This is a genomic window from Halomonas sp. DP8Y7-3 (genome assembly GCF_019801675.1).
Lineage (GTDB): Bacteria > Pseudomonadota > Gammaproteobacteria > Pseudomonadales > Halomonadaceae > Halomonas > Halomonas litopenaei_A.
The window spans coordinates 374,396-387,075 of sequence record NZ_JAHVIO010000003.1; the positions used below are offsets into that span (position 1 = coordinate 374,396).

Annotated in this window: 8 protein-coding genes; 5 read left to right on the forward strand and 3 right to left on the reverse strand. The window is 63.5% G+C overall.

Annotated features, from left to right (window positions below):
• Nucleotides 1-116 precede the first annotated feature (116 nt).
• The 4 genes from trpE (at nucleotide 117) to trpC (ending at nucleotide 4,365) form a co-directional block, all read left to right on the forward strand.
• Nucleotides 117-1,619, forward strand: a complete 1,503-nt coding sequence (gene trpE / locus KUV86_RS04010; RefSeq protein WP_206943185.1) for an anthranilate synthase component I — start codon at nucleotides 117-119, stop codon at nucleotides 1,617-1,619.
• Nucleotides 1,620-1,864: 245 nt separating this feature from the next.
• Complete coding sequence (locus tag KUV86_RS04015; RefSeq protein ID WP_222483682.1) at nucleotides 1,865-2,446, forward strand: anthranilate synthase component II; 582 nt, start codon at nucleotides 1,865-1,867, stop codon at nucleotides 2,444-2,446.
• A gap of 18 nt (nucleotides 2,447-2,464) precedes the next feature.
• A complete protein-coding gene (trpD, locus tag KUV86_RS04020; RefSeq protein WP_222161922.1) occupies nucleotides 2,465-3,484 on the forward strand; it encodes an anthranilate phosphoribosyltransferase in 1,020 nt (339 codons plus the stop codon).
• Between the two features lie 80 nt (nucleotides 3,485-3,564).
• The gene (gene trpC, locus KUV86_RS04025; protein WP_206943000.1) at nucleotides 3,565-4,365 is read left to right on the forward strand and encodes an indole-3-glycerol phosphate synthase TrpC; all 801 of its coding nucleotides are present in this window, start codon (nucleotides 3,565-3,567) and stop codon (nucleotides 4,363-4,365) included.
• 201 nt (nucleotides 4,366-4,566) lie between these two features.
• Here the strand turns inward: trpC and KUV86_RS04030 are convergent, their stop codons facing one another.
• Together KUV86_RS04030 and KUV86_RS04035 are read right to left on the reverse strand one after the other, a co-directional pair.
• A complete protein-coding gene (locus KUV86_RS04030; RefSeq protein WP_222161924.1) occupies nucleotides 4,567-6,399 on the reverse strand; it encodes a cation:proton antiporter in 1,833 nt (610 codons plus the stop codon).
• A 161-nt stretch (nucleotides 6,400-6,560) separates the two neighbouring features.
• On the reverse strand, nucleotides 6,561-9,704 hold the full coding sequence (locus tag KUV86_RS04035; protein WP_222483683.1) for an FAD-binding and (Fe-S)-binding domain-containing protein: 3,144 nt from the start codon (nucleotides 9,702-9,704) through the stop codon (nucleotides 6,561-6,563).
• Between the two features lie 351 nt (nucleotides 9,705-10,055).
• Between KUV86_RS04035 and serS the strand changes: the two genes are divergently transcribed.
• Complete coding sequence (gene serS / locus KUV86_RS04040; RefSeq protein WP_222483684.1) at nucleotides 10,056-11,333, forward strand: serine--tRNA ligase; 1,278 nt, start codon at nucleotides 10,056-10,058, stop codon at nucleotides 11,331-11,333.
• A gap of 142 nt (nucleotides 11,334-11,475) precedes the next feature.
• Here serS and KUV86_RS04045 read toward each other — a convergent pair whose 3' ends face one another.
• Nucleotides 11,476-12,318 (reverse strand): SIMPL domain-containing protein, encoded by an 843-nt coding sequence (locus KUV86_RS04045; protein WP_206942992.1) that lies wholly within the window; start codon nucleotides 12,316-12,318, stop codon nucleotides 11,476-11,478.
• Nucleotides 12,319-12,680: the final 362 nt, after the last annotated feature.

The window sequence follows — 12,680 nt, forward strand, 5'->3', positions numbered from 1 at the left end:
TTCTTCCTTGATGACCCACCCGCACTGCTCGATGTCGGCGACACCGGCGCGTTGCGGTTGGCGATGGTGACGCTGGACCCTCTGTCACCCACTTTTTCATTGAGGACCTGGGCATGATGACCCCCGAGCGTTTTGCTGAGCTGGCCGACGCTGGCTATAACCGTATTCCCGTTACCCGTGAGCTGATGGCCGATCTGGACACGCCGTTGTCCACCTACCTGAAACTGGCCGATCAGCCTTGGACCTTCCTGCTCGAATCCGTCACTGGCGGCGAAAAGTGGGGGCGTTACTCGATCATTGGCCTGCCCTGTCGTGAGCGCATCGAAGTGCGCGGTCATCTGGTCAAGCACATCGTCGATGGTGAAGCGTCCGGGCTCACCGAGGCCGAAGATCCGCTCGCCTGGATCGAAGAGTTCCAGAGCCGTTTCAAGGTGCCGGTGCTGGATGACCAGCCGATCTTTGACGGTGGTCTGGTGGGCTATTTCGGCTACGACACCATCCGTTACATCGAACCCCGCCTCGCCGGCGTCGAGAAGGATGATCCCATCGGGGTGCCGGATATTCTGCTGATGGTGTGCGATGAGCTGGTCGTGTTCGACAACCTTTATGGGCGCTTGACCCTGTGGACCCACGCTGACCCGGCGACGCCTTCCGCCTATAGCGCCGCGCTGTCACGACTGGAGGCGCTGGAGGAGTCACTGCGCAGCCCGCTGGCGCTGCCTTCCCGGCTTCCCGGCCAGGCTCGACCGCAGGTCGAGGAGGGGCACTTTACCTCCGGCTTCACGGAAGAAGGGTTCAAGGCCGCCGTGGAGAAGATCAAGGACTATGTGCTGGCCGGAGACGTGATGCAGTGCGTGCCGTCCCAGCGTATGTCCATCGACTTCGAGGCAGAGCCGCTGGATCTGTATCGTGCCCTCAGAAGCCTGAATCCGTCGCCCTACATGTTCTTCTTCAATCTTGATGATCACCATGTGGTGGGCGCCTCGCCGGAGATCCTGACGCGGCTGGAAGATGGCATGGTGACCGTGCGCCCGATCGCCGGGACCCGTGTGCGCGGCAAGACCGAGGCCGAGGACAAGGCGCTGGAAGAGGACCTGCTGGCAGACCCCAAGGAAGTCGCCGAGCATCTGATGCTGATCGATCTGGGGCGCAATGACGTGGGCCGCATCTCCGAGACCGGTAGCGTCGAAGTGACCGACCAGATGGCCATCGAGCGTTACTCGCACGTCATGCACATCGTCTCCAACGTGACCGGCAAGTTGAAGCCTGGCTACAGTGCCATGGATGTCCTGCGTGCCACCTTCCCAGCGGGTACCTTGTCCGGCGCGCCGAAGATTCGTGCCATGGAGATCATCGACGAGGTCGAGCCGGTGAAGCGCGGCGTCTACTCCGGAGCTGTGGGCTACCTGTCCTGGCACGGCAACATGGATACCGCCATCGCCATTCGCACGGCCGTGATCAAGGATGGCCAGCTGCATGTGCAGTGCGGTGCAGGCGTGGTGGCGGACTCGGTCCCCCAGTCGGAGTGGGACGAGACGCTGAACAAGGGCCGTGCCCTGTTCCGCGCCGTCGCCATGGCCGAGCAGGGTCTCGACAAGCCGGGTGGGCGCAGCCGCTGAAGGCAGGCGGCAGACGCGCCAGGCTTGACAGTCCTGAGGTCGACACACACTATAAGCCCATGATGAAGATGAATCCGACAACATCCCGTGATCGCCAGCAGTGGTGGCGCCCCTTCAACTGAAGAGGGCGGAAGACCCCGTGCCAGCCAACGGGATGTCGTGACAGCAGAAGTGCCGCCCATGAGGCGGCATTTTTGTGTGGTTCGTCTCGATGGGTGAAGCCAAATTTTGATTCTGGAGCCAACATGATCTTGATGCTCGATAACTACGATAGCTTCACCTACAACATCGTGCAGTACCTGGGGGAGCTGGGAGCCGAGGTGGTGACGCGGCGTAATGACACCATCAGCCTGGATGAGATCGAGGCCATGGCACCGAGTCATATTGTGGTGTCGCCGGGACCCTGTACCCCCAACGAGGCGGGTATCTCGCTGGACCTGATTCGCCACTTCGCCGGCAAGCTTCCGCTGCTGGGTGTCTGCCTGGGACATCAGGCCATTGGCCAGGTGTTCGGTGGCAAGGTGGTGCGAGCGCCCCAGGTCATGCATGGCAAGACCTCTGACATTCGCCACTCTGGCCAGGGCGTGTTCAAGGGACTGGATGACCCCCTGTCGGTCACGCGCTATCACTCCCTGGTGGTCGAGAGAGAAAGCTTGCCCGAGTGCCTGGAAGTGACCGCCTGGACCGATGCGGACGACGTGACGCCAGGCTTGATCATGGGCTTGCGTCACAAGGAGCTGCCCATCGAAGGCGTCCAGTTCCACCCGGAGTCGATTCTGTCCCGACAAGGCCACGAAATGCTGGCCAACTTCCTTGAGCGCCACTGAACCGATCAGGAGACTAGCATGCAGATGACCAATGCCATCGCGGCGGTGATGCGCCGGGAAAATCTTGGCCGCGAGCAGGCTTACGCAGTGATGAATACCATCATGACCGGCGAAGCGACCGACGCTCAGGTCGCCGCCTTTCTGATGGGCATGGCCATGAAAGGGGAGACCGCTGAAGAGATCACTGGCTGCGCCCAGGTGATGCGCGATCTGATGACCCCGGTCCGGTTGTCCTGCGAAAACGTGGTGGACATCGTCGGTACCGGCGGGGATGGGGCAAACCTGTTCAACGTCTCCACCGCGTCCAGTTTTGTGGCGGCCGCTGCCGGGGCCCATGTGGCCAAACACGGCAATCGCGGCGTGTCCTCGTCCTCCGGCAGCGCAGACCTGTTTCAGGTGGCGGGCATTGGCCTTGATCTGGATGCTGAGCAAGTGGGCCGCTGTATCGAGGAAGTGGGTGTTGGCTTCATGTTCGCGCCGAACCACCACCCGGCCATGCGTCATGCGATCGGCCCGCGTCGTGAGATGGGGGTGCGCACGCTGTTCAACATCCTGGGTCCGCTGACCAATCCGGCGGGGGCGCCCAATCAGTTGTTGGGGGTGTACCATCCGGATCTGCTCGAGCTGATGGTCGAAGTACTGAGGAAGCTGGGCAGCCACCACGTTCTGGTGGCCCATGCCGAGGATGGACTGGATGAAATCTCTCTGGCCGCGCCGACCCGGATTGCCGAGCTCAAGGATGGTGAGATTCATCGCTACACCCTGACTCCAGAAGACGTGGGCATCGAACGACAGTCCCTCGATTCGCTGAAGGTCAGTAGCGCCGAGGACAGCCTGCGCCTGGTGGAAAAGGCGCTGACCGGTGAAGGGCCCGCTGCCGATATTGTCGCGCTCAATGCCGGTGCTGCCTTGTACGCCGCCGACGTGGCGGACTCCCTAAAGGAAGGGGTGCTGATGGCCCAGGATGCCCAAGGGACGCGGCTGGCGCTGGAAAAAATGAAGGAGCTGGCGCACTTCACGCGAGTCTTCGCGCAGTGACCGCGACGGCTTGGACGTCAGTGACGACTGTTTTGACGCCGTAATGGCATGCCCGCAGGGGCCGCAAGGAGAATCACAACATGGCCAATGCCACCCCGACGATCCTCGAGAAGATTCTCGAGCGCAAGGATGAAGAAGTTGCCAGCAGGCGCCAACAGGTGAGTGAGCAGGCGCTGCTCGAGCGGGCTCGCGAGCAGGATGCGCCGCGGGGCTTCGTGCGCGCGCTGGCGGAGCGCATCCGTGAAGGCGATCCCGCGGTGATTGCCGAGATCAAGAAGGCATCGCCATCGAAGGGACTGATCCGCGAGGACTTTCGTCCCGCCGAGATTGCCGAGCAGTACGCTCGTGGAGGCGCTGCATGTCTCTCCGTGCTGACCGATGCAGACTTCTTCCAGGGACACGAGGACTACCTGGTGGCGGCCAGGGCTGCTTGCGACCTGCCGGTGATCCGCAAGGATTTCATTGTGCATGGCTATCAGGTCAGCGAGGCCAGGGCCATCGGAGCCGACTGTATCCTGCTGATCGTTGCTGCGCTGGACGACGTGAAGATGCAGGACCTTCACCAGCAGGCCGGTGAGCTGGGCATGGACGTGCTGGTGGAAGTCCATGATGCCCATGAACTCGAGCGGGCACTGGCACTTAACCTGGCGTTAGTGGGGATCAACAACCGCGACCTGCACACCTTCAACACGCGGCTCGAGACGACCCTGGACCTGCTGCCGCGGATTCCGCCGAATGTCACCGTCATCACCGAGTCGGGGATTCACGATCGCCACGACGTGCTGCGCATGCGTGAGCATGACGTCAACGGCTTCCTCGTGGGCGAGGCCTTCATGCGTGAGGAGGAGCCTGGGGAGGCGCTGAGGCGGCTATTCTTCTGACGCTCGTCCGAGCGCACTAGGCTCGGTCTGCTGGGGTATTTGCCCCACCAGCAGGTGTCCCGCATGTCTTCCCATATGACTTGGGCCGGTCGTTTGACCGGCCCAAGTTGTTTTCAGGTGAGGGGCGTTTTCAGGTAAGGGGCGTTTTCAGGCGAGAGACGTCTTCGGGCGGAAGGTGGCCTCATGCAAGAGGCGGCTGGCTCAGGTGATGTCTCCACCGGGCATGACCAGCCGGATGACATGATCGCCCTTGCGCGGGCTGAGCGGTGCATCCGCACTGGCAATCCTCGGTCGCCCCGACGAGCCGATGCAGATGAGAGGCGCTGTGCGGGTACCGGGTGCGCCGATGGGGGGCGCCGCCTTCTCGCCCGAAGGCCTCAGCACCTGACGATGGCGTGGGGTTTCCGTCAGTTTCTCGACCTCGAAGCGGGCGCCTCGCTCGACCAGGCTGGATAGCTGGGCAAAGGTCATCTCCCTGCCGAACAGGTAGGGCACGTGTTCAATGGCAGTGGCATGCTGGCGTCTGGCCTGGCGGCCCAGGTTGACCGCCAGGCGAAACACCTGGCCCTGGCCGAGCAGGTGCTCGAAGTGCAGTGCCGCCAGGTCGTTGAGCTCGCGGTAGGGAGACAGCGGCACGAGGTAGCCGATGCCGGTCAGCTCCATGTGCTGTGAGGCGTGTTCCGACAGCGGATCACCGTAATAGGCGGACAGCTTTTCGGCGCGCGCCGCTTGCACGGCATCCCAGCTTGAGTCGGTCAGCAGTACCCCAAGGCCTGCCTGGCGCAGGCAGTGTGCCATCTGGCGGGCCACCGGGTTGGCGCCAATGATCAGTACGCCATGGGCGGAAGGGCGGCGCACCTTGAGCCAGTCTCCCACCGGTCGAGCGAGCAGGCTCTGTGACACCACGGTTGCGATGATGACCAGAAAGGTCACCGGCACCAGCCGATCGGCGCCGGGCACTCCGATCTCTTCGAGACGCAGGGCGAATAGCGATGCCACGGCGGCGGCGACGATACCGCGAGGAGCAATGAACGCCAGCAAGCCTTTCTCGCGCCAGTCCAGGCCACTGCCAATAGTGCATAACCATACCGCCAACGGACGGACCAGCAGCAGCAACACCGCCAGGAAGGCCCAGGCAGGCCATCCCAGCAATGCCAGCTGCTCCACGGTCAGGCGCGCTGCCAACAGGATGAACAGGCCAGAGATCAGCAGTACTGACAACGTTTCCTTGAACTCGATGATCGGCCGTGTCGGCACCCCGCGCATGTTGGCAAGCCAGGCCCCCATCACGGTAACGGTCAGCAGCCCCGATTCATGGAACAGGGCGTTGGATACCGTGAAGAGCCCCAGCATGGTCATCAGAGTGCCAAAGCTGTGCAGGCGCTGTGGCAGCAAGTGCTGGCGCAGCACCTGGCCCCACAGGTAGCCGCCGGCCACACCGAGCCCGAAACCGACCAGCGCCGTCTGGGCGAACAGCGCCAAGGTATGCGGTAGCGCCTGGGTGCCGGAACCCAGTGCCACGAATTCATACACCAGTACGGCACCGATGGCGCCCACCGGGTCGATCAGAATACCTTCCCAGCGCAGGATCTGGGTCAGGTGCTCACGGGCCCGCAGCGTCTGCAGTAGCGGCAGGATGACCGTCGGTCCCGTCACGACCAGCAGCGCACCAAGCAGACTCGCCATCTCCCAGCTCAGCTGCAACAGCCAGTGTGCCGCCAATGCACCGCACACCGCAGTGATCAGGGCGCCCCAGGTCACCAGTCGTCGCACCGTGCGGCCATGGCCGCCGAGCTCGCGAAAGTTCAGGGTCAGGCTGCCTTCGAACAGGATCACCGCCACCGCCAGCGACACCAGCGGAAACAGCAGGTCGCCGAACAGCGCGTCGGGGTCCAGCAGGCCCGTGACAGGGCCGGCGGCGATGCCTGCAATCAACAGGGTCAGGATGGCGGGGACCTTGAGACGCCAGGCCAGCCACTGTGACCCCAGTGCCAGCAGGCCCACGCTGGCCAAGGTGAGTCCGGCATGCTCCATGATCGGTTGACTCCGAAAAGAGAAAAGCCGCGCAGACTAGCGGCGCGGCGTCCATCATGCAATGCATTCGCCTTATAGACGTCAACGATGGTCTGACTGTTGCTCTATGGGAGCCACCGCATCTCGCTGCCGCGGGTTCTCTCTGCTCCCGGGGCAGCGCCTCAGCTGGCGCGGCGCAGGGCCTCCAGCAGAGCCTGCAGCGGGTGGGGCAACTGCAGGTCCGAGAAACGCTTGGTCTGGCTGCGGCAGGAATAGCCGGTGGCCAGCAGTCGCCCCTGGGCGCCATGTTGCTGCACGACGGGTTCCCACGACTGAGCATAGATGGTGCGTGACGTCGCCAGGTTGCGGGCTTCATGGCCGTAGGTGCCGGACATGCCACAGCAGCCGGATGCCAGCGGTGCCAGGTCCAGCCCGAAGCGCTCGAACAGCTGTTGCCAGGCCTTGGGGCTGCCGGGCGCCTGGGTCTTCTCGGTGCAGTGCGACAGCAGCTGGAAGGGCGCCTCCTGGCTCAGGTCCAGTCCGCTGGGGACCAGGCCATTGCCAAGGCTGAGCAACCATTCCTGCAGCATCAGCACCTCGGGAACCGCGTCCGACCCCAGTGTCTTCACGTACTCCTGGCGGTAAGTCAGGGTCATGGCGGGGTCGATGCCGACCAGGGCGACGCCACTGCTGGCCAGCGCCCTGAGTTCCCGAGCACGGCGTCGGGCGGTTCGCTCGAAGGCCCCCAGGAAACCCTGCACATTGAGTGGCTTGCCGTTGGGCTTGAAGGGCGCCACGAAGACGCGGATATCCAGTCGTGACAGTAGCTCCACCACATCGGCGACCAGCCTGGCTTCGAAGTGGCTGGTAAAGGCGTCCTGTACCAGGATCACACTGCGTGCCTTCTGGCGCTCGCTCAGCCGGCCAAGGGTCAACGGCGTCGCCTGTGGCACGCCCCAGGCCTTGAGCTGCTTGCAAAGGCGTGCTTGCGACAGGCGCGGACTGTCGACCATGCCCAAGCCGTTGCGCAGCAGCCGATCCACCAGTCGATGGTTCAGCGCGGTGTTATAGGCGGGCGCCAAGGGAGCCAGTGCCGGCAGCATGAACTCCAGTCCGCCGATTAGGTAGTCCCGTAGCGGACGCAGGTAGCGACCGTGATAGACCTCGAGAAACTGCGAACGGAAGGCGGGGACATTGACCTTGACCGGACATTGGCCAGCGCAGGACTTGCAGGCCAGGCAGCCGGCCATGGCGTCGTAGACCTGGTGGGAGAAATCGTCCTTGCCGCGCAGACTGTTGCGCGCCCGTCCGGGCAGGTGCTTGAGCCATCCCAGCAGCGTTTCCTCTCTCTTGCGTTGCGCTTCCTCGACCACATCGATGCCGGCCTGGCCCTGCAGGCGCAGCCACTCGCGCATCAGGCTGGCTCGCCCCTTGGGGGAGTGCACCCGGTCCCGCGTGGCTTTCCAAGACGGGCACATGGCGTCATTAGGGTCATAGTTGTAGCAGGCGCCGTTGCCGTTGCAGTAGACCGCATCTGCGTGGGCCTGCCAGACCCGCTCATCGATCTGGCGATCGAAGTCCCCACGCATGGGCACCTTGTCAATCGCCAGCAGGCCCGGATCGGTGGCCGTCACCGTGGTGTCGCTGCTGGAGTCGTCGACGCGGTCAGCCACGAGGGGCGTGGCAATCTTGCCCGGGTTGAGCTGGTTGTGGGGATCGAAGGCGCCCTTTAGTCGGCGCAGGCTGGGGTACAGCTCACCGAAAAAGGCCGGCGCATACTCTGAGCGAACCCCCTTGCCGTGCTCGCCCCACAGCAGGCCATGATAGCGCTGGGTGAGGGCGGCCACCTCGTCGGAGATCTCCCGGATCATGGCCTGCTGCTGCGGGTCTTTCATGTCCAGGGCCGGGCGCACATGCAGCACGCCGGCATCGACATGGCCGAACATGCCGTAGTCGAGGCCCCGGGCGTCGAGCAAGGCACGGAATTCGGCAATGTAGTCGGCCAGGTGCTCTGGCGGAACGGCGGTATCCTCGACAAAGGGCAGGGGCCGTTTCTCGCCCTGCACGTTGCCCAGCAGACCCACGGAGCGCTTGCGCATGGCATAGACGCGACCAATCGCCTCGCGGCCCTCTGCACGGGTGTAGCCCAGCCTTGTGACGCTGGTATCGCTGTCCAGAGCCTGGCAGAACTCGGCGACCCTGGCGCTCAGGCGATCCGGGTCGTCGTCGTTGAACTCCACCAGATTGATGCCTTCGATGGTCATGCCCGCTTCCACCGGGAAGAACTCAGCGACCGCGTCCCAGACGAAGTCTTCCATGGCCAGGCTCAACACCTTGTCGTCCACCGTCTCGATCGACGTGGGACGCAGCGCCTGCTGCGAGTCCGGTGAAGCGCCACCGGCCATCAGCGCCTTGGCATCGGCCAAGGCATCCATGAAGCTTGGGTAGCGGATGTTGACCAGCACCGCGTGGCGAGGAATCGGCAGCACGTTGAGCACCGCTTCATTGGTCAGCGCCAAGGAGCCTTCTGCGCCGCACAGCACGCTATTCAGGTTCAGTCGACCGTCTTCGCTGCGTAGATGAGCCAGGTCATAGCCCGTCAGGCAGCGGTTGAGCGGTGGAAAGATGGCGTCAATCTGAGCGCGCTGGTGATCGATGATCTCTCGAGCCACCCGGTAAGCACGTCCCCTGGCGGTCTGTTCCTGGCACAGTGCGGCCAGTTCGCTCTCGTCCACGGGTCCCGTGACCAGCCGCTCCCCACCGATCAGGATGCTGTCCAGTTCGAGTACGTGATCACGCGTCTTGCCGTAGGTGCAGCTGCCCTGGCCACTGGCATCGGTGGCGATCATGCCGCCGATGGTCGCCCGATTGGAGGTGGATAGCTCAGGGGCAAAGAACAGGCCGTGGGGCCTCAGGGCAGCATTCAGCTGATCCTTGACCACACCTGCCTGAACCCGCACGCGGCGGTTTTCCACGTCGATCTCGAGAATCTGGTTCATGTGGCGGGAGACATCCACCACTAGGCCGTCGCTCAAGGATTGTCCATTGGTGCCGGTACCGCCCCCACGCGGCGTCAGCGTCACCTGGCGGAATTCATCGCGCCCGGCCAGTCGGCCCAGCAGCACCAGATCGTCGGCGTGGCGTGGAAAGACCGCGGCCTGGGGCAGGCGCTGGTAAAGGGAATTGTCAGTGGCCAGCACCGTCCGACTGGCATAGTCGGGAGCCATCTCGCCCTCAAAGCCTTCGTTCTTCAATGTCGTGAGGAAGGTGACATAGTGCTGGTCAAGGTCGGTCGCGGTGTCAACAAGAGGCAGGGAAGCGATCATGGTCTCGGTCGAAGCTGGCCCCGCATTGGCGAGTTGTAGCGCTCGCGACAGGGCGGAAGAATGAGGTGTGCCTACTTTACCGCGACTTTGGCTGCGATACATCCTGAACCCGGCTGTCCCTCGTGTCCGGTAACGCCAGCATCTGCCAGGCCGGTGATGTCAGCCCGGGCCAATGGCGTCGCCTGCGGGATTTGCCTACAATGACTGGCCTGCGCGGAGGGCGCCCGAGCCGAATGCCTCCACCTGTGGTGAGTCATGGCTCGTTGGCGATGCAGTATGTCGGCCCACGGCGCCTCCGCACCAGACTGATACGTCATCTCCATTTCCTACATAGCCGACGGACCCGATTCCATGCTCGATCCGAAACTGCTGCGCGGCGACCTCGACACGGTCGCGACACGACTGGCCACCCGCGGATATACCCTCGACAGTTCAGCGCTGTCATCGCTGGAGGCCCGGCGCCGTGAGCTGCAGGCCGAGACCGAGCGCCTGCAGAACGAGCGTAATACACGCTCGAAGGCTATCGGCAAGGCCAAGGCGGCGGGAGAAGATATTCAACCGCTGCTTGATGAGGTGAGTGATCTGGGCGAGCGCCTGGACGCGGCAAAACATACCCTGGGCGGCGTCCAGGGGGAGTGGGACGATATCGTGGCGGGCATTCCCAATCTGCCCCACGACAGCGTGCCCGCGGGCAAGGATGAAAGTGACAATGTCGAGGTGTCCCGCTGGGGAACCCCGGCTGAGTACGCCTTCGAGGTGCAGGATCACGTCGACCTGGGCGCCAAGAAGGGCGACCTGGACTTCGAGGTGGCCGCCAAGCTCACGGGCGCTCGCTTTGCCGTCATGCGAGGCCCCATCGCTCGGCTGCACCGTGCTCTGACCCAGTTCATGCTCGACAAGCAGACGCTGGAGCACGGCTATGAAGAGTGCTACGTGCCCTATATGGTCAACCGCGATTCGCTGTACGGTACCGGCCAGTTGCCGAAATTCGGCGAGGACCTGTTCAAGCTCGATGACGAGCGTGAGTTCCACCTTATCCCCACCGCCGAAGTGCCGCTGACCAATCTGCTGCGCAATGAAATCGTCGATGCCAAGTCGCTGCCGCTGAAGCTGACGGCGCATACACCGTGCTTCCGCAGCGAGGCGGGCTCTCATGGTCGTGATACTCGCGGCATGATTCGTCAGCATCAGTTCGACAAGGTCGAAATGGTTCAGCTAGTGGATCCTGCGACCAGTTATGACGCCCTGGAAGAGATGCGCGGCCACGCCGAGGCCATCCTGCAGGCGCTGGAATTGCCGTACCGTGTGGTGACTCTGTGCACCGGCGATATGGGCTTCTCCGCGGCCAAGACCTACGACCTTGAAGTCTGGCTGCCCAGCCAGGCCACTTATCGTGAAATTTCTTCGGTATCCAACTGTGAGGATTTCCAGGCACGACGCCTGCAGGCTCGTTTCCGTGCCCAGGGGGAAAAGAAACCCCAGCTTTTGCATACCCTGAACGGCTCAGGCCTGGCCGTGGGCCGCTGCCTGATTGCCGTGATGGAAAATCATCAGAATGAAGACGGCTCGATCACCGTGCCCGAGGTACTCAGGCCGTATATGGGTGGCGTCGAGCGCATCAACATCTAGAAAGCCCGGCAGCAGCGGTGATTCCAGCGCTGCAACAAAGCCCCCGGTAGGGACCACTACCGGGGGCTTTGTCGTGTTGAGCGCGGGTGGTCCACCCGCCGCTTGCCGTCAAGCCATGTGGCTGGCGGCTTGGTCGCTGCCTTCAGGGACTGGACGCGGTTGCCGCCTGACTGTCCGGGTGATCGGCCGACGGGCTTTCCTGTCCTGCCAAGGCCCAGCGCACCTGGACGCCAGCGTCGATGGTAATGTTGCCGGGGCTGTAGTCTGCCGCACCGCCGCTTTCCGCCATGTCGGCGCGCATGGCCATCATGCGTGGCTGGAACACCGGGGCGTTGGTCTCGCTGACCTGAACCACGTCACCCAAGGTAACGCCCAGGGTATCGGCCATCAGTTCGGCCTTGGCACGAGCACGCTCCAGCGCCTGAGTTAGTGCCTGATCGCTGGCAGCATCGCGATCGGCGAGGTCGTAGCTGACCCCATCCAGAGCGTTGACGCCTGCAGACGTCAGCGCGTCAAGCAGGGTGGGCAGGCTGTCCAGGTCGCTGATGGAAAGACGGATCGGTCGTTCGAGGCGGGTGCGTACCATGGGGGTCGGGTTGTCGCCATTCTGGCTCGCGCGATGCAGCATTTCCTGCTGCACACGCAGCGATCCGGCGTTGATGGCATCACGCTCAAGCCCGGCGTCCTCCAGCGCGGCGATCAGCTCAGCGGCCCTGGACTCCAGCTTGGAGCGGGCCTGACCGAGGGCCTCTGCGTGATCGCCACTGTCTTTCTCCTGGGCAATAGCGGGGGTCAGCTCCCATAGCCGTGCGCTCAAGGTCGCCTTGTCGGGAGCCACCTGGAGCTCTGACTGCGCCTGAATATCCAGGTAGCGCTGCGGCGCCGGTTCGCTGGCCAGCAGGGGACCGCTGGCAAGTGCCAGGCCAAGCCCGAGCCCCAGCAGGGCGGCAGGGGAAAAGCGGCGGCGGGGATGGGTCAGTGCCATGATGTGCTCCTTGGGTGTTCCCTTTCCTATGGTCTTGTGTGCCGGGTGGCAGCTATCCGAGAGACAGCCTTGGTGCGACGGTTGTGGCTCGACCCGCACGGTGAGACTGGCCTTCCGCCGGCCCCGGCGATTCAGTCCTTCGACGTCGCCAATGGCGATGCGTTCCTGGCCTGGCAAGAACGTCCATGATAGTTGCATGGTTGCAGTCGCGTTCAATGACGGCATGGCCGAGGGCGATGGACATGGGCCTCCCGCTCAGAGCCCAAGGCCTTGAGTTTACGTACCTGGGCCCAAGGGCCCGGGCCTGCAACGTATTGTGGTAGCGGTCATGTTACTTTGTGCTGAAATGATTGGCAGGGCAG